Source organism: Pseudomonas purpurea, from assembly GCF_039908635.1.
Taxonomy (GTDB): Bacteria; Pseudomonadota; Gammaproteobacteria; order Pseudomonadales; family Pseudomonadaceae; genus Aquipseudomonas; species Aquipseudomonas purpurea.
In genome coordinates this window covers 3,693,032-3,715,140 of record NZ_CP150918.1, presented here as the reverse complement: position 1 = coordinate 3,715,140, position 22,109 = coordinate 3,693,032, and the positions used below count along the sequence as shown (strand labels likewise).

The window sequence follows — 22,109 nt, the reverse complement described above, 5'->3', positions numbered from 1 at the left end:
ATCATCTCAAATAGATATAAGGGGACTTAGAGTGAACAAGTCGGAACTGATTGATGCTATCGCTGCATCCGCTGATATCCCGAAAGCCGCTGCTGGCCGTGCGCTGGACGCAGTAATCGAATCCGTCACTGGCGCTCTCAAGGCTGGCGACTCCGTTGTTCTGGTTGGTTTCGGTACGTTCTCCGTGACTGATCGTCCAGCTCGCATCGGTCGTAACCCACAGACCGGTAAGACGCTGGAAATCGCAGCAGCCAAAAAACCAGGTTTCAAAGCCGGTAAAGCACTGAAAGAAGCCGTTAACTAAGCTTCATTCAGGTTTTTGCCCATCCGGGTCGGGGTCATTCCTGACTTGGCAGCGGAGCGGTAGTTCAGTCGGTTAGAATACCGGCCTGTCACGCCGGGGGTCGCGGGTTCGAGTCCCGTCCGCTCCGCCAGTTACGAGAAGGCGCATCCTCGGATGCGCCTTTCTTCTATCCGGATACTACCCACGCTCCACGGTTGCTTAATTTGAAGTTCAACCGTTTCTGGGGGACGCATGCTGCAGAATATCAGGGACAATTCACAAGGCTGGATTGCCAAGACCATTATCGGGATCATCGTTGTACTGATGGCTTTTACCGGTATCGAGGCCATTTTCCAGGCCGCCACGCATAACAATGATGCGGCCAAGGTCAATGGCGAAGCGATCAGCCAGAATGAGCTGAGCCAGGCGGTCGACATGCAACGCCGTCAGCTCATGCAACAACTGGGCAAGGATTTCGATGCGTCTTTGCTCGACGAAAAAATGCTGCGTGAGTCGGCTCTCAAAGGGCTTATCGACCGCAAACTGCTGTTGCAGGGCGCAGAGAATTCCAAGTTCGCCTTCTCTGAAGCCGCGCTGGACCAAGTGATCCTGTTGACGCCTGAATTTCAGGTCGACGGCAAGTTCAGTCCTGAGCGTTTCGATCAGGTGATTCGTCAGTTGAACTATAGCCGTCTGCAATTCCGCCAGATGCTGGCTCAGGAAATGCTGATCGGTCAGTTGCGCGCTGGCCTGGCCGGCAGCGGTTTTGTCACCGATGGTCAGGTACTGGCGTTCGCTCGTCTGGAAAAACAGACCCGCGACTTCGCAACCCTGAACATCAAGGCTGATCTGGCCGCCGTGAAGCTGACCGACGAAGAGGTCAAGACCTACTACGACGAGCACGCCAAAGAGTTCATGACACCGGATCAGGTGGTCATTGATTACATCGAACTCAAGAAAGCGTCGTTCTTCGACCAGGTCAGCGTCAATGACGAAGAGCTGCAAGCGCTTTATCAGAAGGAAACCGCGAACCTGGCCGAGCAACGTCGGGCCGCGCACATTCTGATTGAAGTCAACGACAAGATGACCGAGGCGCAAGCCAAGGCGAAGATCGAAGACATTCAGGCGCGTCTGGCCAAAGGTGAGAAGTTCGAGGCCTTGGCCAAGGAGCTTTCCCAGGATCCAGGTTCGGCGAACAATGGCGGTGACCTCGGTTACGCCGGCCCAGGTGTTTACGATCCGATCTTCGAGAAGGCGCTCTATGCGCTGGACAAGGATCAGGTTTCGGCACCGGTTCGCACCGACTTCGGTTTCCACCTGATCAAGTTGTTGGGTGTCGAGGCTCCTGCGATACCGAGTTTCGCCAGCATGAAAGACAAGTTGACTCGTGAGCTGAAGACCCAGCAGGTCGAGCAGCGTTTCGTCGAGGCGACCAAGCAACTGGAAGACTCCTCGTTCGAAGCTTCCGATCTGGCCCAGCCGGCTCAGGACCTGAAACTGACCGTTCATACCTCGGCGCCGTTTGGCCGTGAAGGTGGCGACGGCGTTGCAGCCAACCGTGCAGTGCTCGCTGCGGCTTTCAGTCCAGAAGTGCTGGATGAGGGTGCCAACAGCACCGCCATCGAGCTGGACCCGGAAACCGTCGTGGTACTGCGTGCCAAAGAGCATCGCAAGCCTGAGCAACTGCCGCTGGAAAGCGTCGCGGCGAGCATTCGCGTGCAATTGGCCAAGGAGCACGCAAGTGCTGCCGCCAAAACCAAGGCCGACGAGTTGATCGCCAGCCTGCGCGACGGCAAGGCGCCACTGGCCGGTCAGAGCTGGAAAGCCATGCATGCTGCTACACGTGCTCAGGAAGGGGTTGACCCGACTGTGCTGCAAGCACTGTTCCGCATGCCGAAGCCTGAAGCGAAGGACAAACCGACCTTCAGCAGCGTGACCCTGGCCGATGGCACGGTGGTGATCGTGCGTCTGGACAGCGTGAACGAGGCGGCTGCACCTTCTGAAGAAGAGAAGGCTCAATACCGTCGTTACCTGGCCTCGCGTATTGGTCAGCAAGACTTTGCTGCGTACCGCAAGCAGTTGGAAAGCCAGGCCGAGATCAAGCGTTTCTAACGCCTGACTGATTCAGCCTGCGACATGAAAGACCCCGACCGAAAGGCCGGGGTCTTTTGTTTTTGGGGGTTAATGGCGTACCGGGAAACCCTGCTGCCGGGCGTTGAAGACCACCCACAGGCCCAGCAGCATCAGGCCCAGGACCGCCCACGAAAATGACATCACGCCAAGGCTTTCCAGCAGCATGCCGCCGGCCACGCCACCGCCGGCAATGCCCAGGTTCCACACCGTCACCAACATTGACTGGGCGGTGTCCGCCGAATCGCCGGCCGCTTTTGCCAGTGCGGTTTGCAGCAATGTCGGTACACCGCCATACGCCAACCCCCACAGCGTCACCGCGCCATAAACGGTCGCTGCCGAGCTGGCATTGAGCAGCAATGCCACTGCCGCCAGAACGAACAAGGCGAAGCTTGCCAGCACCAGTGAACGTAACCTGCGATCAATCAAAAGGCCTGTGACCCAGATGCTCACCAACGCGGCCAGACCAAACACCAGCAACACTTGATCGATCTGTGCGGTGAGGCCTGCCGACACCACAAATGGCGCGATGTAGGTATAGAGAATGTTGTGGGCCAGAACGTAGGTGAATGTCACGAACAGCACTGCCGTGACGCCAGGCAAGACAAACACCTGTTTTACCGGCAGGCGTTTTTCGGCGCTTTGGCCGGGGAAGTCCGGGACCTGCCAGCGCACCCAGCCGAGCAACACCAGCGTTAACCCGGTCATCACCGCAAAGCTCAGGCGCCAGCCCACGACCGTGCCAAGAAAGGTGCCTGCCGGCACGCCAAGGGAAAGCGCCAGCGGAGCGCCCAGCATGGCCACGGCAATCGCCCGGCCTTGCAGGTGAGGGGCGACCATTCGGCTGGCATAACCGGCCAGTAATGCCCAGAGCAGCCCGGCAAAAACGCCAGCGAAGAGTCGCGCCACCAGGGTCAGCCAGTAGTTTTCGGACAGCGCGGTGACACTGTTGACGAGGGCAAAGCCGCCAATCGCAATCAGCAACAAGGGGCGGCGGCGCCAGCCACGGGTGGCGACGGTCAAGGGAATGGCTGCCAGCAGTGAGCCAATGGCGTACATCGTCACCAATTGGCCGATCCAGGCCTGGGATACGCCCAGGTCATGGCTCATTTGTGGCAGCAGTCCGGCTGGCAAGGCCTCGGTCATGATGGTGATGAAGGCGGCGGTGGCGAGTGCCAGCAGCCCCCCCAAGGGTAGCCGATCAGCGGACGGTGCTTGCGCCGTCGGCAGGAGGGTGGTCAATTCGGGTGGGTTCATGGGCTCGGGTCCGTTTCAGAAGAAGTGACAACGAAGCCAAGGGTAGGGCGCTGCGTTAAGCGGAAAAACAGGCTAAGGTTCCGAACTTATCGGATGTAAGTGTCCTGAATAATGGAGGGAGCCGTGGACAGTCTTGGCAGCATTTCGGTGTTTGTGCAGGCCGCCGACACCCGCAGCTTTACCGAGGCGGGGCGCTTGATGGGGGTTTCGTCTTCGGCCATCGGCAAGAGTATCGCCCGACTTGAGGCGCAGCTCGGCGTGCGGCTGTTCCATCGCAGCACCCGCAGCATCACGGTGACCGCCGAAGGCGCGATGTTCCTGGAGCGCTGTCGCAAGATTCTGGCGGAGGTCGAGGCGGCGAAATTTGAACTGTGCAATGCAGCAAGCGCACCTCGCGGCAAGCTGCGCATCAGCGTGCCACAAGTCCCAGGGCTGGTCATGCCGGTGGTCACGGAGTTCATGCGGCGCTACCCGGACATCGAATTGGACATCGACCTGTCGGATCGGATGGTGGATGTGGTCGAGGAAGGCTTCGATGCCGTGATACGCACCGGTAATCCGAAAGATTCACGCCTGATGGCCCGACAACTGGGACGGTTTCGACTGGTACTGGTCGCAACGCCTGATTATCTTGCGCGTCAGGGTGTGCCGCAGACACCGGCCGATCTGGCGAGCCATGCCTGTTTGCGCCACATCTTTCACGCCACCGGCAAGCTCGAACCCTGGCCGTTGCAGCGCCTGGCCGATGGCAGTGAAGCGCTGCTGCCGACTCGATTTGTCAGCACCTCGATCGAGGCCGTGCACCATGTGGTGCACCAAGGGCCTGGGCATTGCCTGCCTTCCTGACTTCATGGTTCGCGAATCGGTCGAGCGGGGTGCATTGCGGCAGGTGCTTGATGACTGTCTTGAACACAACGGCACATTCTGGATTCTCTGGCCGTCCAGTCGCCACGCGGCTGCGAAACTACGCGTCTTCATCGATCATTTTTGCGCGCGACTTTTTCCGGTAAACGATGGTCAGTAGTGTTGTAACGCTTGCAAGACACTAATCGATGCGCCGTGATGGCGCGATCTGTTGCACAATACGCCCCGGATCGTTTTCTTCAGGATGTTCAATGTTTAAATCATTTCATTTGCGTGCCGTCGGACTGGCACTCGTGCTGGCTGCTGCGGCCGGTTGCTCGAAGGATCAGGCCATTTATGAGCATGAAAACTTTGATGACTCCGGGACGTTTTCACGCAAATACCCCGTCACCGACATCGCTTCCTGCGAAGCCGCCCGTCGGGCCTTGCTGAGCCAGGGCTACATCATCACCAGCAGCGATCCGAAACTGGTCAGCGGCCACAAGAGTTTTCAGCAGACCGGTGATACGCACCTGGAAATCAGTTTCAGTGTGGTGTGTGCCGAAGACAGCAGCCATCACGCGACGATGTTTGCCAATGCCTTGCAGGACCGCTATGCGCTGAAGAAGACCAATAATTCGGCGAGTCTGGGTGTCGGTGTACTGGGTTCCGTGTCGATGCCGATCGGCTCGTCCGACGACTCGATGGTGAAGGTCGCCAGCGAAACCGTTTCCTCGGCCAAGTTCTATGAGCGGTTCTTTGCGCTGGTGGAGTTGTTCCTGCCGCCCGACGTGAAAAAAGCCGCGCACATTTCTGAAAAACCCAAGACTGACTTGGGCATGCCGGAAGCCAAGCCAGCATCGCTGACCCCAGAGGCAACACCGGCTCCCGCAGCGCCGACGCCTGCGGTAGAGCCTGCCCCGATAACACCGGCCGAAAGCGTTCCAGTGCCGCCAGCAACCGCTTCGGAGCCGGTAGCACCGCCGCCTGAAAGTGCGCCGTTCGCGCCGAGCGAACACGTTGAGCCTGCGCCGGTCACGGAAATCATCACGCCACCGGTCAACCCAAGCTCACTGCCTGCACCGACCGAGCCGATCCCCGCGCTGCCTGTGTCAGGCCATTAAGTGCTGAACGCCGCGAGCGCGTGTTAACCAGCACGCGCTCGCGGCGGTTGAAGGCCCGTCGCTGCGGGCATCCAGGCCCTGACATTCGTCTGCCTGTCGCGATGTTCCAGACTTTGCCGAATCTTCTCGCGTCCTTCCTTGTCTACTTGAACCGCCCTGAAATGGGCCTGCGGTAAATTCGTGCGAATCTGCTACGTTTTAACGTCAGAGGCGCAAGGTTTATCCAGGCTTCATTTTTCTGTCATGTGGGCACTTCATGCTGATGGCACAGTGCAGACCCGCCAAAGGATGTTGACGATGGACGATTATCAAGAAGAACTTCTCGAGTATCAGGCGTTTGAACTGGACCCGCCGGAACCCGCTGAAGACGCTACGGAGTTGTAGGGCGCAGCTTCACGCATCAAGCTGATTGTCTGTGACTGCGGCGGAACTCGCCGGGTGTCTGGCTGTTCCAGCGTTTGAAGGCGCGTTGAAAGGCTTCGGCTGACGCGAAGCCCAACAGGTAGGCGATTTCGCCAAAGGCCAGCTCCGTGTCACGGATGTAGGTCATGGCCAGGTCGCGGCGGGTGTCATTGAGCACTGCCCGAAACTGAGTGCCTTCTTCGGCCAGTTTACGGCGCAAGGTCCAGGTCGGCAGCTTCAGGCGTGCCGCCACTTCTTCCAGGTCGGGTTCCCGACCGCCATTGAGCAACGGCCCCAGTAATTGGGTGATGCGTTCACGCAGGCTGCGTGTGCGGGTCAATTGCTCCAGTTCCCGTTCGCACAGCTGCAACAAGTGCCGCCAGGTGCTCGGGCAATGGACCGGGTTGCGCAGCGTCAGGCTGGCCTGGCTCAAGCGCAGTTGGTTGTGTTCGGCGCCGAACTGGATCGGGCAGTCGCCCAGCACGGCATAGCGTTCACGGTATTCGGGTTCGGCAAACTCAATGTCGATGCGCTCGGCGCGCAGCACCTGGCCGCTGACGCTGGACAACTGTTGCAGCCAGCCGGCGATGATCGAATCCACCACAAAACGGTTGTAGGCGTTGTAGGGGCTGATGGAGTAGAACCGCAGCCAGGCGCCATGGGCGTCCTCGTGAAAACTCGATTGGCCACGGTAGTTGGAGCCGTATAACGCCTCGAAGCGAATCAGGCAACGCGCCGCCTCACGCAGTGTCGGCGCCTGCGCGGCGGTGACTCCGGCCAGCCCGGCCTGGCTGAGTCGGCTGAGCTGGCCCATTTTCAGGCCCAGCGCCGGGTCGCCAGTCAGTTGAATGGCGGCGTGGCCCAGGCGCATGTAGCGCGGGATCGACAACCGGGCGCCAGCCTCGGCCAGGCGCGCCGGGTCCAGTCCGTATTGATCAAGCAATTGCTGAGGGTCCAGGCCCTGGCTACGCACGGCGTCGGCCAGGCTGTCGACGAAGCCGACCGAGAGGTCTCCGAGGCGCATCGGCTGTGGTTTCATGGCCTACAACCAGAGGTTGAGCACGTGCGCACCACGGCCATCGCCGTCGGCAACATGCTGGCCATTGCTGCTGAGGAAGCTCTGGCCTGCGGTGCTCTGGTCCCAGAACTGGCCCCGCAGGAACACACTCATGCCGGCCGTTGCCAGGCTGCCGGGAGGCTGACTGATGAGTGTCAGGCGATGCCAGGCTTGACCTTCACTGAGTTCACCGGGTTTCAGGTCGATTTCGCTTGGGGTCGATACACCCTTGTTGCCGTGCCAAGGCTTGTCCCAGGTACCGCGGCCCCTGACAAACGCGGGGACGGCGATCAGTTGGGCGCCCAGGTCATTGAGTTTGCGGTAGTTCTGCGGGTACCAGCTGTCGCTGCCAATCAACACGCCCAAACGACCGGCGGGGGTGTCGATGACGGTGACTGCCTGATCGACACTGGGCTGGATAAAGCCGCGCTCCTCGGACGTTGGGTACAACTGGCGTTGCGGTTGGCCGATGGGCATTCCGTCACGGCCGAACACCAGGGTGCTGTTGTACAGCGCCCCGCGCCCCGGATTCAATTGTCCGTCGCTGACGCTCGGTTCGGGCAGCACGATGGAGCCGGCAACCAGGGTCACCCCGAATTCCTTGGCCAGCCCACCAAACAACTGTTGGTAATCCCGGGCCATGGTTTTGGCTTTCATGCGCAGGTGCGCGTCATCCAGTCGGCTGTCGCCCGTGGCGCTGATCAGCGCACGCACGAAGCGTAGCGGGTTGCTGACGGCCAGCCAGTTCATGGCTTCTTTCAGGCTGCCGGCCTGATACAGCTCGTCTTTCTCGCCGCTGAGCATCAGCCAGGTGCCGACATGTTCGGGCAGTACGACGACGGTTTTCTCGTTCACCAGACCTTGATCGCGGGCCTGTTGCAGGTACGCCGCGAGTTTGCGGTGCAAGCGCTCGGGGCTTTGATAGTCGGTGGGGAACAGTTCGGGCTGGATCCCCAAAAGATTGCCACGCCCGGCCGGAACACCCTGGTCGACCACGAGCTTGATGCGCAGGTCCGAGAGGTAGTGGCCGACCGGGCGGTCGTTGGTCCACATCACGTAAGTGGTGATGGCGGCGATCAGGGCCAGGGAAAAGGTGAGGCAGAGAAATTTGCGCATGGGGAAAACAGTCAGCGGCCGTGTGCAGGGTTCGCCGACTAGGGTAGGGCCCGTGGGCCTGCTTGCCAAGAGGCGCTGTGCATTTGGATCAATAAGTTGTCAGTTACGGTCATTGAGCGACCGCGAGCGTGCTCTTAGTCTGTCGAACATGACAGATGGGCGCCAAAGAGCGCCCGCATTTTCCCCGTGATCGCTCGTTGTGGAGTTACCGATGGCCGCCCCTCATTACCCGCACCTGTTGGCCCCGCTGGACCTGGGTTTTACCACGTTGCGCAACCGTACCCTGATGGGCTCGATGCACACCGGTCTTGAAGAGAAACCCGGTGGCTTCGAGCGCATGGCGGCCTATTTCGCCGAGCGCGCTCGCGGCGGCGTGGGCCTGATGGTTACCGGCGGCATTGGTCCGAACGATGAAGGCGGGGTTTACTCGGGCGCCGCCAAGCTGACGACTGAGGAAGAAGCCCTCAAGCATCAGGTCGTCACCCGCGCCGTGCATGAGGCGGGCGGCAAGATCTGCATGCAGATTCTTCACGCCGGGCGTTATGCCTACAGCCCGAAGCAGGTCGCACCGAGTGCCATACAGGCGCCGATCAACCCGTTCAAGCCTAAAGAGCTGGACGAAGAAGGCATCGAGAAGCAGATCAGCGATTTCGTGACGTGCTCGACCCTGGCGCAAAAAGCCGAGTACGACGGCGTCGAGATCATGGGGTCCGAAGGCTACTTCATTAACCAGTTCCTCGCGGCGCACACTAACCATCGCACCGACCGTTGGGGCGGCAGCTACGAAAACCGCATGCGCCTGCCGGTGGAGATCGTGCGGCGTGTACGCGAAGCGGTCGGCCCGAACTTCATCATCATTTATCGCCTGTCGATGCTCGACCTGGTGGAAGGTGGCAGCACCTGGGAAGAGATCGTGCTGTTGGCCAAGGCCATCGAGCAGGGCCGGTGCGACGATCATCAACACCGGTATCGGTTGGCACGAAGCGCGCATTCCGACCATTGCCACCAAGGTTCCACGTGCCGCTTTCAGCAAGGTCACGGCCAAGCTGCGTGGCTCGGTGTCGATCCCGCTGATCACCACCAACCGTATCAACACCCCGGAAGTAGCCGAGCAGATTCTGGCCGAAGGCGACGCCGACATGGTGTCCATGGCGCGGCCGTTCCTGGCGGACCCTGAGTTCGTCAACAAGGCAGCGGCTGGTCGTGGCGACGAAATCAACACGTGCATCGGTTGCAACCAGGCCTGCCTGGACCACACCTTTGGCGGCAAGTTGACCTCGTGCCTGGTGAACCCGCGGGCGTGCCATGAAACCGAGCTCAATTACCTGCCGGTGCAGCAGATCAAGAAAATTGCCGTGGTGGGCGCCGGTCCTGCCGGCCTGTCAGCTGCCACCGTGGCCGCCGAACGTGGCCATCAAGTGACGCTGTTTGATTCGGCGAGTGAAATTGGCGGCCAGTTCAATGTCGCCAAACGAGTGCCGGGCAAGGAAGAATTTTTCGAGACCCTGCGTTACTTCAAACGCAAGTTGCAGACCACGAATGTCGAGGTGTGCCTGAACACCCGGGTCGACGTCGCACAGCTGGTGGCAGGCGGTTTTGACGAGATTGTCCTGGCCACGGGTATCGCCCCGCGCGTACCGGCAATTCCAGGTGTCGAGAGCGCCAAGGTCTTGAGCTACCTGGACGTGATTCTTCAGCGCAAACCGGTTGGGCAGAAGGTTGCGGTGATCGGTGCGGGCGGTATCGGTTTCGACGTGTCGGAATTCCTGGTCCATCAGGGCGTGGCCACCAGTCAGGACCGTGAAGCGTTCTGGAAGGAGTGGGGCATCGACACACACCTGGAGGCGCGCGGTGGCGTTGCCGGTATCAAGGCTGAGCCGCATGCGCCTGCGCGGGAAGTGTTCCTGTTGCAGCGCAAGAAATCCAAGGTTGGCGATGGCCTGGGCAAAACCACCGGGTGGATTCACCGCACGGGCTTGAAGAACAAACAGGTGCAGATGCTCAACAGCGTCGAGTACCTGAAGATCGATGACGAAGGCCTGCACATCCGCATCGGCGAAACCGGCGAGCCGCAAGTGCTACCGGTGGACAACATCGTGATTTGCGCCGGTCAGGACCCGCTACGTGAGTTGCAGGACGGCTTGCTGGCGGCCGGGCAGAATGTGCACTTGATTGGCGGCGCGGACGTGGCGGCGGAGCTGGATGCCAAGCGTGCGATCAATCAGGGTTCGCGCTTGGCAGCTGAGTTGTAGTACGCCGGCCGAGCGTGCCAATGGCCATCGCGCGCAGGCTTTGCTCCTACGGGTTTGAACCCTGTAGGCGCGAGCGATGTGTCGATCCGACTTGCCCACGAAGGCGTTCTCTGTGCTGGTAAGATGCCGGCTCTTTCCCAAAGAGCCGGCATCCATGCTTTCTCCTTCTTGTGACTGGCTCCCCCATGCTCCCCTTGAACGTCTTCACTTGGACTGGCTCACCGCAGCTGGCGTCGACGTCGCGGTCCTGCGCCTGGACCAGATCGACCCGCTGATCTCGGGCAACAAGTGGTTCAAGCTCATTGATCACCTGAGAGTGGCCAGCGAGGCGGGGGCCGAAGGGGTGATCAGCCTGGGCGGGGCTTACTCCAACCATTTGCATGCACTGGCGGCGGCAGGCAAACGCTTCGGTTTTCCCACCGTGGGCCTGCTGCGCGGTCATCCGCAAGAAAACCTGACCGTGCAGGACTTGCAGGCCTTCGGCATGCAGGTGCACTGGTTGGGTTACGGCGGTTATCGCGCGCGCAACGAACCGGGCTTCTGGCAGCCGTGGCAGGCGCAATATCCGCATCTGCATCCAGTTTCTGAAGGCGGCGGCGGTTTGCTCGGTGCCCTCGGCTGCGCTCAATTGCTCACCCCCGTGCGTGAGCAACTGAACGCGTTGGGCTGGAGCGACTACGACGGTTGGTGGCTGGCCTGCGGAACCGGCACCACGCTGGCCGGGCTGGTGCTGGCCGAGGCGGGAAGGCATCCGGTGTATGGCGCGCTGGCGGTACCGGATGATCATGGCGTGGCGCAGCAGGTGGAGACGATCCTCGGCGAATGTGCCTTGCCGAACGACGGCTATGAGCTGTTCGACGGCAGCCGCGGTGGTTTCGCCAGGGTTGATCCCGAGTTGCTGGCCTTCATCGAATGCTCCGAGCAGGTCAGCGGCATTCCCCTGGAGCCGCTGTACACCGGCAAAGCGCTGCTGGCACTCAAGCAACAGGTCGAGGCGGGACGTTTCGCTGCCGGTACACGGCTGGTTTTCGTGCACACCGGCGGCTTGCAGGGCCGCCGGGGTTTTGTGCCTGTCAGTCAGGGCTGATGCGCTTGGGCATCATCCGCAAGAGGGTGTTATCGCGCACCACGTAATGGTGGTACAGCCCCGCCAATGCGTGCAGACCGATCAGCCAGTAGCCAATAGTGCCGCCCAGTACGTGCCAGCCTTCGAGTTGCTTGGCCAGCGGTTTGTTTTCGTCAATCAGCAGCGGCAGGTCTATGCCATAGAACATCACTTGGTGCCCCTCGGCACTGGTGACCAACCAACCGAGAATCGGCATGGCAATCATGAAGATGTACAGCGCCCAGTGCATCAGTCGGGCCAGCACGGTTTGCCACGGCGGGGACGCCGGGAAGATCTTCGGCGCGGTTCCCAGGCTACGGGCAAACAACCGCAACCAGACCAGCACAAACACCGTCAGGCCGAGCATGAAGTGGGCTTCCTTGATCAGGGTCCGACCGCCACTGCCCTTGGGAAAGATCCCGCGCAATTCGATACAGGCATAGACCACCGCCAGTAACACCAGCATCAACCAGTGCAGCGCGATGGAGACGGTGCTGTAGCGTGTGTCGGAGTTCTTCCAGGGCATACGGTATTCCTCGCTATTCAGGTCTGAAACCTCCGTTCTTGTGCGACGGAGTGCCCTAACTGTAATCCTGTTTGCGTGGCTTTGCCTGAGGCAGATCAGGCATTTATGCCCTGTCTTATGCTCCGAGGCAGTCGATGGGGCAAATAAAAGCGCCAGCCCCGTTCAAGGGCTGGCGCTTTTTTGTTGCACACGCGGCCATCAGTTGCTTTGTGGCATCTCCCCGTTGGCCAGGCGTTTGTTGATGTCGGCAATCACGTGAGGCAAATCGGTAATGGTGTCGATCATGTAGTGCGGGCGCGAGCCTTCGAACATCGCGTGGATGCGTGTGCGTTCGCTGGCCAGTTTTTCACGGCTCAAGGCGCGATAGCCTTCATAGGTCAAGCCCAGTGCGTTGCCCGAGCAGATCAGCGCCACGGTCCACATGCCGGCACGGCGCCCTTCGAGAATGCCCGGCACGGTGTCGTCGATCTTCACGCAAGCAGCAACGTCGTCGATACCCAGCGCAATCACGTTGGCCAGTGCCTGGGCCGGCCACGGGCGACCGTTGGGCACTTCGTCGGTGGCAACGACATGGTCAGCCACGTAGCCGTTGGTGGCGGCCAGCTCAACGACTTTGTCCATGACCTGCTTCGGATAGCCGGAGCACGAACCGATCTTGAGCCCTTGTTGGCGCAGGTGGGCGATGGTCTCCAGCGCGCCCGGGATCAACGCCGAGTGCTCGGCGATTTTTTCGATTTGCAGGGGCATGAAGCGCTGGTAGATCGCAGTCACATCATCGTCGGTGGGCGTACGGCCGAAGACGGTGCGGTAGCGCTCGGCGACGTCCGGTTGATCGCAGAGGGTGCGAATGTGGTCCCACTTGCCCATGCCCATCGGGCCACGTGCTTCTTCGATGGAGACCTGAACGTCGAATTCGGCAAAGGCCTCGACGAAAATCTGGGTCGGCGCAAAAGAGCCGAAATCGACCACGGTGCCGGCCCAGTCGAGGATGGCGGCCTGGAGCTGGGTAGGGTTGTTGTAGTTCATGGTGATCAAATCCTGTGGCATCTGGTTAATAAGGGAACTGCTTCTGGTGGGAGCGGGCCTGCTCGCGATAGCGGTAAATCAGTCGACTTCAATGTTGAATGTTCAATCGTCTTCGCGAGCAGGTCGGATCGCCGCACCGCCGCTCTCACAGGGGAATGCGGTGGGGTTTAAAACTCCAGTACTTCCATTTCGCGCAGCGCCTCGGCGACCGCCGCCACGGCGGCTTTCATTTCAGCCTGGTTGACGTGACCGATGCAGCCGACGCGGAAGGTCTCGACCTGGGTCAATTTGCCCGGATACAGAATGAAACCCTTGGCTTTCACCCGTTCGTAGAATGCCTTGAACTGGTAGCGCGGATCTTTCGGGGCATGAAAGGTAACGATGATTGGCGCCTGGATTGCGGCCGGCAGGAAACTGCGCAAACCGAGTTTGGCCATTTCATCGAGCAACACCCGGCAGTTGTCGGCGTAACGCTGATGCCGCGCCGGCAGGCCACCTTCTTCGGTGTATTGCAGCAGGGCTTCGTGCAGCGCCGCGACCACGTGGGTTGGCGGGGTGAAGCGCCATTGGCCGGTCTTGGCCAGGTAGCTGTGCTGGTCGAACAGGTCCATCGCCAGCGAGTGAGCGTTGCCGGCCGCATTCGCCAAAGACGTTTTGTTGGCGAAGACGAAACCCATGCCCGGCACGCCTTCCAGGCATTTGCCGGAGGCGGCGATCAGTGCGTCGAAGGGGATTTTTCGAGCGTCGATTGGCAACGCGCCGAAGGAACTCATGGCGTCGATGATCAGGCGTTTGCCGTGTCGGGCAATGATGTCGGCGATTTCCGGCAGCGGATTGAGGATTCCGGTGCTGGTTTCGCAGTGGATCAGCGCCACATGGGTGATGCTGCTGTCGGCCTGTAGCAGGCGGTCGACGTCGGCGGCGGTGGTCGGTTCGTCTTCGGCGGTTTCGAAGGTGTTGTAGGCACGGCCGAGCACTTCGCAGATCTTCGCCAGGCGTTTGCCGTAGGCACCGTTGATCAGCACCAGCACTTTACCGTCGCGGGGCACCAGTGTGCCGATGGCTGCTTCGACGGCAAAGGTGCCGCTGCCTTGTAACGGTACGCAGTGGTGAGTGTCGGCGCCGTCGAGGATGGCCAGCAACTGTTCGCAGAGGCTGGCGGTGAGCTGGTTGAAGCGCTCATCCCACGAACCCCAGTCCACCATCATCGCCTGGCGGGTGCGCAGCGATGTGGTCAGTGGGCCAGGGGTGAGCAGGATGGGCTCGACGGTACTCATTTTCATGTCCTCGCAAGACGCTGGGGGATGAAGCTACGGGGCATAAATTGCAATTTGCCGTACCATCAATCAAATTGTTTATTGTTATGCCAGCCATCAGCGAGACCGATAGCCATGAATCTGTTCCAACTCCGCGCCTTCGATGCGGTGGCCCGCGAAGGCAGTTTTACCCGTGCGGCGGCGCGCTTGTTCATCAGCCAACCGGCCGTTACCGGGCACATCAAGGCGCTGGAAGAGCACTACCAGATCACGCTGTTGCGGCGCACGGCCCGGCGGGTCGAGCTGACGGAGGAGGGCACCCGACTGGCGGCGATCACCCGGGCGATGTTCGGCCTGGCCGAGGAAGCGCAGGTGATGCTCGAAGCGAACCGCCAGTTATTGACCGGACGCCTGGAAGTGGCGGCGGACGGCCCGCATCAGGTCATGCCGATGCTTGCCAGTTTGCGGGCGCGGTATCCGGGGATCACCGTCAACCTGCGATTGGGCAACGCTCAGGAAACCCTCGCGGCGCTGTTGTCCGAGCATGCCGACGTGGCGGTGCTCACCGAGGTCGAACCACGCAAAGGCTTGCACCTGCAAGCCTTGAACCAGTCGCGGATTTGCGCGTTGGTGCCCCACGCTCACCCATGGGTGGCACTGCCGGAAGGCATTGCGCTCAAGCAACTGGATCAGGTGATCATGGTGTTGCGAGAACCGACGTCGATCACACGTCGCACCTTCGATGAAGCGTGCGCGCAGGCCAAGGTCAACCCTCGGGTGTTGCTGGAACTGGACAGCCGTGAGGCGGTGACCGAAGCGGTGGCGGCCGACCTGGGGGTGGGCGTGGTGTCTTCGGTAGAGGTCAGCCATGACCCACGGGTGCGGGCGGTGCCGATCATTGGCGAAGGGCTGGTCAACCGGCACTTGCTCGGCTGTATGGAGCGGCGCCGGGATTTACGCTTGATACAGGCGTTTTTCGAGTTGGCGCCGCCGCCGTGAGCGCTGCTCAAGCACGCTCAGTGTGATGGGGCTGGTCGGTTGAGCAGCCAGTCGAGCAGCAGATCGCTGTTGTGCTTTTTCCCTGCCGCTGCGGGCGGTTTGCCCTGTTGCAGGAAGGCTGCGCGCTGCTCGGGGTTCCAGTGGCGGTCGAAGTATTCGGCCAGCGGCACGCAGTGACCCGGGTAAAGCAGGCAAAGCTGCTGCGGGGTGCTGACGAATGCCTCGGCCAGGTGCCTGGTCTGTTCAGCGCTCAGACCCAGATTCCCCGACGCCTGGCTTTTACCTTCCATCAGCACGCAATCGCGGCCCAGGCCGGGTAGATTCTTGAAGCCCGGATGGGGCAACCGGACGATGTACCACGTGGTGTCGGCCAGGCGCTCGGTGCGGGCGGGAGGTTGGGCAAACAGGTAAAGGTCGCCGTCCGCCAGCCGGGCGTCGGGTTTTGGCATCTCCCTTGGCCGGGACGCGGGCGTTGTTTCGGCGCTGGCGCACAAGGTGATGCGCTCGGGGCTCAGGTGCAGTTGGTTGCGCCGGGCGGTCAGTGTCAGTGGCTGGACATCCTCGACGTGCAACCGCTGCCCGGCACCGACGTGGACATGAGCGGTGGCGTCGCTGAGCCTGCATCCGTCCAGGTACACCCCTGGCGCGGGGGCGGGCGCGGTGACAGGATGTTCGGGGAACGCCAGTAACACCGGTTGGTCGGGGTCATTGTCGACGAAGCCGATAAGCACCTCACTTCCACACAGCGGTTGCCGGGTTTGACCGCCTGGTGCCATTGGCAGCCAGAACCCCGCGGGTGCCTGCGAGTCCGGCGCCTGCGTTGACCACAAACTGATCTTGATCCGTCCTTGTTCATCAAGGGCCGCCAATTGTCCCTTGGGACCGCACACCGTTGCACGCTGGTAACCCGGAATGCAGGGCTTTGGGTGATTGAGCGCGGGCCTGAACACCACAGACCAGGGAATCGCCTTGAACCGGTTGCCATAGCCCTGAGGGTGCATCGTCGGGTCATCCGCCAGCCACTGTTCCTCCTGTGTGGCAGTTTCCGAGGGCGCAAGGCCCAGGTGCTGGACTTCGGTGACCAGCCACTGGTCGTTGAACATCGAGAGTGGATGTTCGCTCAACTGCACAAGGTGCCCGCTGCGCAGGTGCGGATGGGTGCCTTGACCTTCGATCTGCTGGTGTCGGCTGCGCAAACGTTCCAGTGCCCGTCGGCTGAGTTGCTGGCGGCGCGCGAGTGCGGGGCTCTGACGGCCCATCGCCGGTTGCGTATCCGCAGGTGGCTGGTTGGCGGCCCCGTCGAAGGTCTCCATGGCGCTGCTTTCGGAACGTGAGGGCGGGCTCGCTGGCAGAGGCGTCGGGGCTGGCAGATAGTGGCGTTGATAGACGTGGGTAATGGCTGGCGTGCGGCCTGTCAAAGCTGGGGGCGGTCGGAAGCGCGCCATGACCGGTTGTTGCGCGAAGCTGTCCGCGTCTTCGGCAAACACCAGCACATGAGCGTCCGGCTGGTGTTCGAAGTAATAGTGAATGCCTTCTTCTTCGCACAGGCGATGCAACAGATGCAGGTCGCTTTCGTCGTACTGGATGCAAAACGGTCGGGGTGGGTAGTGGCCGCCGGGCAGTTCGAAGCGGTATGCGGTGTCGGGCAGTCGGTGTGCTTCAAGCAGTTGGCGCAGGATCGCCGGTACGCTCAGTTCATGGAACACCCGGCGCACGGGGCCTTGCGCCAGCACCATCAGGCTGGGTGCCAGGGTCAGTTGATAGCCGACGGTTTGCGGGTCGCGATACTGCAACCCCGCGCTCTGAACAATGCCGTGGATGCCGCAGCGAGTGTCCATGTCGAGGAACGCCGGTTGGCCGAGCAGTGTGTTCAAGTCAATGAGGGGCGCGCGGCGGCTGAGGGTGATCTCGAAGCAGTAGGGTTCGTTGAAGGCTTCGCGACCACTGAACCTCTGCACCGGCAGGCTCAGCCCTTGAGCGGCGAGGGTCAGGGTGAAGGGGCTTTCCATGTCGTTATGCATCACACACTCTTGTGCCTTGGAGGACGGGCGCAAAGGGTACGAAACGATGACGTCTGATAGACACCTCAAAAGGCATTTTCAGAAATCCCCTACGACATGAGGTGAAGATGTCGATCAGGCGTTCCAATTTTTGGTCGATTGGCAGGTTTAGGCCGTATAAACTGACGCACCTGCGTCGACCAATAGATGTCTCGGCGCCACCGATCAAGAGAGTGAGAAATGGGCGCACAGTGGAAGGTTAAACACAAAGAAGCGGCAGCCAACGCCAAAGGCAAGATCTTTGGCAAGCTGGTGAAAGAAATCACCATTGCTGCGCGTAATGGTGCTGATATCACGACCAACGCGCACCTGCGCCTGGTGGTGGAACAGGCCAAGAAAGCCTCGATGCCTCGCGAAACCCTGGAACGCGCGATCAAGAAAGGCTCGGGCCAGCTCGGTGAAACCGTGCAGTATCACCGTGTCACGTACGAAGGGTTCGCCCCGCACCAGGTGCCGCTGATCGTTGAATGCGTTACCGACAACATCAACCGTACCGTTGCCGAAATTCGTGTGGCGTTCCGTAAGGGGCAGTTGGGCGCTTCGGGTTCGGTGGCCTGGGACTTCGACCACGTGGGCATGATCGAGGCGTCCCCGGACAGCCCTGACGCCGATCCGGAAATGGCCGCCATCGAAGCTGGCGCCCAGGATTTCGAGCCGGGCGAAGAGGGCGCGACCCTGTTCATCACCGAAGCGATGGACCTGGACGCGGTGCAAAAAGCACTGCCGGAGCAAGGCTTCACGGTGCTGTCGGCCAAGCTGGGCTACAAGCCGAAGAACCCGGTCAGCGGCTTGAGCGATGCGCAAATGGAAGAAGTCGAAGCCTTCCTCGAAGGCCTGGATAACCATGACGACGTGCAAGACATGTTTGTCGGGTTGGCCGGTTAAGCGACTGAACGCCGCCTCGCGCCTACAGCAAACCTGTAGGCGCGAGGCACGCTGGCCAATGACCGCGTCGGGTCACTGGCAACCCAGCAGATGCTCGATCTCGGCAAATCCGGGGCGCGCGAGCACATCCGGCTGACAGCAGCGCTGTTGCAAGTCTTCCAGCCGCTGACGGCCCTCGGCACTGAGCCCATCGTCGATGCGCTCCAGCAACTCTCCCAGCAAAATCCCGAATGCCCGCACTTCGATGCGTTGCAGTGCGCGGGTTTCCAGGGTGTCCGCCGTGGCATGAAACGACGCCGCGCCGAAGTCACCCAACAGGCATTCGCCCTGTTCGTCCCACAAAATATTGTGACCGTAGAGATCACCATGGGTGATGCCGTGCTCGTGCAGGTGAGCCGCCACAGAGGCAATGCCGCGGGCGATGCGCAGCGCCACTGGCGCGCTGAATGTGCAATTGTCGGCATACACGTCTCGCGAGCATGAGGCCAGGCTGGGCAGCGCCGCGAGGTTGCGAAAGTGCGGGTCGATCAACTGCATCACGAGGGCGTTCTGCGCCTGCGGATGGTCGGCGATCCGGCCTTCGATGCGGATCAGGTTGGGATGGCGTCCGGCGCTGATGCAGGCATTCATTTCATGCAGCGGCGAGCCGTCGCTGGTCATGTGTCCTTTGTACAGCTTGACCGCAACCTGACGCGCAGGCGTTGTCGGCGCGGCCCAGCGCGCCTGATGGATCATCCCGGAAGCGCCTTCGCCCAATAACTGGCCAAGCTGCACCTCGGACCAGGGAATGCTGGCGACTGCGTCCAGGGCTGAAGCGTCAGCTTCGGTTTCCAGCGGATTACCGGCGTAGGCCAGCCAGGCCAGGCTCGGCAATGTCACCAGCCAGTGCGGCAATTCGCTCAGGTGGTTGGCGGCGATGCGAATCAACTCCAGTTGATGGCACTGGCTGAGGCTGGGTGGCAGGCTGTGCAGGCGATTGCCGGCCAGCATCAGTTTTTGCAGGTGCGGGCGTTCGCCCAGTTCGCTCGGCAACTCGCTGATGCAGTTGTCGGTCAGGATCAGCCAACGCAACAACGGCGGCAGCGCGGCGGCCGGGACCGTTTCGACGCGATTGGCCTTGAAACTGATCATCGTCAGCGTCGGGCATTGACCCAGGCATTCGGGGAGCCGGGTGAACTGGTTGTCGGAGCAGAACAACACCCGCAAACGCTTGAGCCGATGCAGGTCGTGGGGCAACTCACTCAGGGCATTGCCGCCCAGGTTGAGGATTTCCAGCGAGTCCGCCAGCTCGAAAATCTCCTCGGGAAATTCGCTCAGTCCACAGGACAGGTCCAGACGTTTGAGCCCCGCCAGTTGGCCGGCTCGCAGTTGCGCGAGGGTATGCATGAGCCGTTCGACACTCCGACAGATAAGGGCGTCAGCCCTTCGAAAATGGCCGCCATGATAGCGGCAAACACCCCCGTGCAGGAGGCTAAGTAGCGACCTGACTGGCGGTTTCGGGCGGCGTTGCTAACCTCATCCCCAAGCAAACACTCCTCAAAAGGATTGAGGCCGTGAAGGGAATGTTGGTGTTGGCAGTCATGAGCGTGATGCTCAGCGTGACGGCGTTGGCCGCAGACCTCCAGGTGGAGGTGCGTGTCAACGTGCAACGGGGTTGCCAATTGGTCGGTCAGGCACGCAGTAACGGTATCGTGCAACTGGGTGTGCTGGATTTTGGCAGCACTGCACGTCTCGACGACCCGGCCGGACCCCTTGGCGCCGCGCTGATCAACGGCCGTTTACCGCGCCTGGAATGCAACCCGGACACCCCATATCAATTACGCGTCGATGGTGGCCTGCACGGTGGTGTCGGCGACGTGCGCTACCTGGCGGCCGCTGCCGCATCGGGTAAACCCATTCCTTATCGTTTGTATCAGGACGCCGCGCGGCGCATTCCGTTGCCGGTCAACGTCCCGCTGAGTGGCCGTGTGCCCGATTCGGGCTCGGTGGATTTGCCGCTGTATGGACGCATCGAAAGCCTGGCCGAGATTCCACGGGTCAGCCGTTATTCCGACCTGGTGAAGGTCACGGTCACCTGGTAGCGCTGGTTGAGTGACTGACCGGTGGAGGTGGGCGTTGCAGGGAAAGGCGTTCGCCAACGGGCGAGCGACAAAGTGAATCCTGATGGAAACGGGACAGGTGCGATGAAGAGCAAGCGCTGGACATTTCTGACCTTTGGCGCACTGGCGTTGCTGGCGGATGACGCGTACGCCGTGATCAGCGGGCAGATTCACGCCCGGCTGGTCATCATCGCCGGTTGTGAAGTGCGCAAGGGTGACGGCGCCGATCCGGACAGCCCGGCCAGGGATGTCGGTCGACTGGATTTCGGCGAACAAGGGCCGACCTGGCTGCACCCCCTCAACGCCAACCTGAGCAGTGCCGGCAACGGCAAGCTGGAGGTGGCCTGCAACACGTCGGTCACCGGTTTCACCGTGGCCATCGATGGCGGTGCCAACGGTGACGGCACCACCCGGCGCCTGAGCAACGGCCGCCAGACCATTCCTTATCGATTGTTTCTCGATGCTGCCGGCAGTGACAGCTACAGCATCGGCCAAACCCGCAATTTTGCCGTTACCAGTGGCGCCCAGGTACCCATCCCGGTGTTTGGCTCGGTGGTCGCGAATACCCACGCCATACCCGCAGGGATCTACACCGACACCCTGACGGTAACGCTCAATTGGTAACTTCAGAGGACGAACACCATGCATAAACTTGTATCGAGGATAGGTTTATCGCTGCTGGGGCTGGCGTTGGCGTCCAGTGCCAACGCCGTGACCACGGTCACCGGGCAGATCTCATCGACCCTGACCCTGACCAGCAGTTGCCTGGTCAACGGTGCGTCCGGGAGCACCGGCCTGAACTTCGGGGCCTTGAACTTCGGCACCACCACCAGCCTGTTTACCGAAGCCGATGCCCAGGTGTTGGCCGGTGGTGGCGGCGCGTTGTCGATACAGTGTTCGGCAGGCACCTCGCCCACGGTGAAAGTGCGCGCGGGCGCCAATGACGGGCAATCCACTGGAGGCACCCGCGCGCTGTTCGACGGCACCAGCCACTACGTGCCTTATGACTTTTACACCGATGCGGGGCACCAGACGATTCTCGCGATCGACGGGGTCGTCAACCTCTCCGCCAGTACCGGGGCAGCGCAAACCGTGAACCTCTACGGCAAGGCCGTGGGCAAGGCGGGCCTGCCGGCCGGGGTCTACACCGACACGGTTGCCGTAGAACTGAGTTTCTAGTGCGATGGCCCGCCACAGCTGTGCGGCGCTGGCCTTGTTGTGTGCCGCCAGCCTGCCGATGCCGCTGGCGGCGGTGACCAGCCAGAGCTTTCAGGTCAGTGCGACGATCGCTGCCGGTTGCCTGGTGGTGGGAGGCGTCAGCAACTACGGCAACCTGGCGTTTGGCACGGCATCGGCGTTGTCCACCAGCACGGTACAGGTGGCGCTGACCAGCGGGGTGCAATTGCAATGCACGCCGGGCGTGACGCTGAGCATGACCGTCGATGGCGGCCAGTACAACAGCAGCGGGCGGCACATGCAGCTCAATAGCGGCAGTGCTCGCGTGGCCTATCAGTTGTTTCGCGATGCTGCGTACAGCCAGGCCCTGGGGATCAGCCAGAGTGTTTCGGTGGCTTACACCGACGCCAATAACATCAGCCTGCCGATTTACGGTCAGGTGCAATTGCCGGGCAACGTGCCTGGGGGGACATACAGCGACGTGCTGCAAGTGCAGCTGTCGTGGTGATGGGG

Annotated in this window: 18 protein-coding genes, 1 tRNA gene and 2 pseudogenes; 13 read left to right on the top strand and 8 right to left on the bottom strand. The window is 61.2% G+C overall.

What is annotated here, in order from left to right; translation table 11 throughout:
• The first annotated feature begins 31 nt into the window (after window positions 1-31).
• The 3 genes from AABM54_RS16725 to AABM54_RS16715 all read left to right on the top strand — a co-directional run bounded on the left by AABM54_RS16725 (window position 32) and on the right by AABM54_RS16715 (window position 2,395).
• On the top strand, window positions 32-304 hold the full coding sequence (locus AABM54_RS16725) for an HU family DNA-binding protein (RefSeq protein ID WP_002552737.1): 273 nt from the start codon (window positions 32-34) through the stop codon (window positions 302-304).
• Window positions 305-357: 53 nt separating this feature from the next.
• Window positions 358-434 (top strand) — tRNA-Asp (locus AABM54_RS16720).
• A gap of 101 nt (window positions 435-535) precedes the next feature.
• On the top strand, window positions 536-2,395 hold the full coding sequence (locus tag AABM54_RS16715; protein WP_347901106.1) for a SurA N-terminal domain-containing protein: 1,860 nt from the start codon (window positions 536-538) through the stop codon (window positions 2,393-2,395).
• A gap of 69 nt (window positions 2,396-2,464) precedes the next feature.
• On the opposite strand, the gene AABM54_RS16710 is transcribed toward AABM54_RS16715, so the two are convergent.
• A complete protein-coding gene (locus AABM54_RS16710; protein WP_347901105.1) occupies window positions 2,465-3,670 on the bottom strand; it encodes an MFS transporter in 1,206 nt (401 codons plus the stop codon).
• A 123-nt stretch (window positions 3,671-3,793) separates the two neighbouring features.
• Between AABM54_RS16710 and AABM54_RS16705 the strand changes: the two are divergent.
• Window positions 3,794-4,694: pseudogene (locus tag AABM54_RS16705) on the top strand (LysR family transcriptional regulator).
• Between the two features lie 91 nt (window positions 4,695-4,785).
• A complete protein-coding gene (locus tag AABM54_RS16700; RefSeq protein ID WP_347901104.1) occupies window positions 4,786-5,637 on the top strand; it encodes a DUF2242 domain-containing protein in 852 nt (283 codons plus the stop codon).
• Window positions 5,638-6,037: 400 nt separating this feature from the next.
• Here AABM54_RS16700 and AABM54_RS16695 read toward each other — a convergent pair whose 3' ends face one another.
• Both AABM54_RS16695 and AABM54_RS16690 read right to left on the bottom strand, forming a co-directional pair.
• Complete coding sequence (locus tag AABM54_RS16695; RefSeq protein ID WP_347901103.1) at window positions 6,038-7,078, bottom strand: AraC family transcriptional regulator; 1,041 nt, start codon at window positions 7,076-7,078, stop codon at window positions 6,038-6,040.
• Window positions 7,079-7,081: 3 nt separating this feature from the next.
• On the bottom strand, window positions 7,082-8,212 hold the full coding sequence (locus tag AABM54_RS16690; RefSeq protein ID WP_347901102.1) for a nitrilase-related carbon-nitrogen hydrolase: 1,131 nt from the start codon (window positions 8,210-8,212) through the stop codon (window positions 7,082-7,084).
• A 211-nt stretch (window positions 8,213-8,423) separates the two neighbouring features.
• Between AABM54_RS16690 and AABM54_RS16685 the strand changes: the two are divergent.
• Together AABM54_RS16685 and AABM54_RS16680 are read left to right on the top strand one after the other, a co-directional pair.
• Window positions 8,424-10,464, top strand: a pseudogene (locus tag AABM54_RS16685) (FAD-dependent oxidoreductase).
• 154 nt (window positions 10,465-10,618) lie between these two features.
• Window positions 10,619-11,551, top strand: coding sequence for a pyridoxal-phosphate dependent enzyme (locus tag AABM54_RS16680; RefSeq protein ID WP_347901101.1), 933 nt, complete (start codon window positions 10,619-10,621; stop codon window positions 11,549-11,551).
• On the opposite strand, the gene AABM54_RS16675 is transcribed toward AABM54_RS16680, so the two are convergent.
• The 3 genes from AABM54_RS16675 to AABM54_RS16665 form a co-directional block, all read right to left on the bottom strand.
• Window positions 11,538-12,095 carry a cytochrome b gene (locus AABM54_RS16675; RefSeq protein WP_347901100.1) on the bottom strand — a complete coding sequence of 186 codons (558 nt, stop codon included), beginning with the start codon at window positions 12,093-12,095 and terminating at the stop codon, window positions 11,538-11,540. The genes AABM54_RS16680 and AABM54_RS16675 overlap by 14 nt on opposite strands.
• A 198-nt stretch (window positions 12,096-12,293) precedes the next feature.
• Entirely contained in the window at window positions 12,294-13,121 is an 828-nt protein-coding gene (gene phnX, locus AABM54_RS16670) for a phosphonoacetaldehyde hydrolase (RefSeq protein WP_347901099.1), read from the bottom strand.
• A gap of 167 nt (window positions 13,122-13,288) precedes the next feature.
• Entirely contained in the window at window positions 13,289-14,398 is a 1,110-nt protein-coding gene (locus AABM54_RS16665) for a 2-aminoethylphosphonate--pyruvate transaminase (protein ID WP_347901098.1), read from the bottom strand.
• Between the two features lie 114 nt (window positions 14,399-14,512).
• On the opposite strand from AABM54_RS16665, the gene AABM54_RS16660 reads away from it, so the two are divergent.
• On the top strand, window positions 14,513-15,376 hold the full coding sequence (locus AABM54_RS16660; protein WP_347901097.1) for a LysR substrate-binding domain-containing protein: 864 nt from the start codon (window positions 14,513-14,515) through the stop codon (window positions 15,374-15,376).
• Between the two features lie 17 nt (window positions 15,377-15,393).
• Here the strand turns inward: AABM54_RS16660 and AABM54_RS16655 are convergent, their stop codons facing one another.
• A complete protein-coding gene (locus AABM54_RS16655) occupies window positions 15,394-17,397 on the bottom strand; it encodes a type VI secretion system tip protein TssI/VgrG (RefSeq protein ID WP_347901096.1) in 2,004 nt (667 codons plus the stop codon).
• A gap of 219 nt (window positions 17,398-17,616) precedes the next feature.
• Here AABM54_RS16655 and AABM54_RS16650 point away from each other — a divergent pair, with 219 nt between their 5' ends.
• Window positions 17,617-18,321, top strand: a complete 705-nt coding sequence (locus AABM54_RS16650; protein ID WP_347901095.1) for a YebC/PmpR family DNA-binding transcriptional regulator — start codon at window positions 17,617-17,619, stop codon at window positions 18,319-18,321.
• A 72-nt stretch (window positions 18,322-18,393) separates the two neighbouring features.
• On the opposite strand, the gene AABM54_RS16645 is transcribed toward AABM54_RS16650, so the two are convergent.
• The gene (locus AABM54_RS16645) at window positions 18,394-19,707 is read right to left on the bottom strand and encodes a protein kinase (RefSeq protein WP_347901094.1); all 1,314 of its coding nucleotides are present in this window, start codon (window positions 19,705-19,707) and stop codon (window positions 18,394-18,396) included.
• Window positions 19,708-19,883: 176 nt separating this feature from the next.
• Between AABM54_RS16645 and AABM54_RS16640 the strand changes: the two genes are divergently transcribed.
• The 4 genes from AABM54_RS16640 (at window position 19,884) to AABM54_RS16625 (ending at window position 22,104) form a co-directional block, all read left to right on the top strand.
• Window positions 19,884-20,402, top strand: coding sequence for a spore coat U domain-containing protein (locus AABM54_RS16640; RefSeq protein WP_347906229.1), 519 nt, complete (start codon window positions 19,884-19,886; stop codon window positions 20,400-20,402).
• Window positions 20,403-20,504: 102 nt separating this feature from the next.
• On the top strand, window positions 20,505-21,044 hold the full coding sequence (locus AABM54_RS16635) for a spore coat U domain-containing protein (protein ID WP_347901093.1): 540 nt from the start codon (window positions 20,505-20,507) through the stop codon (window positions 21,042-21,044).
• 18 nt (window positions 21,045-21,062) lie between these two features.
• Entirely contained in the window at window positions 21,063-21,599 is a 537-nt protein-coding gene (locus AABM54_RS16630) for a spore coat protein U domain-containing protein (RefSeq protein WP_347901092.1), read from the top strand.
• A gap of 4 nt (window positions 21,600-21,603) precedes the next feature.
• Complete coding sequence (locus AABM54_RS16625) at window positions 21,604-22,104, top strand: spore coat U domain-containing protein (RefSeq protein ID WP_347901091.1); 501 nt, start codon at window positions 21,604-21,606, stop codon at window positions 22,102-22,104.
• Window positions 22,105-22,109 lie beyond the last annotated feature (5 nt).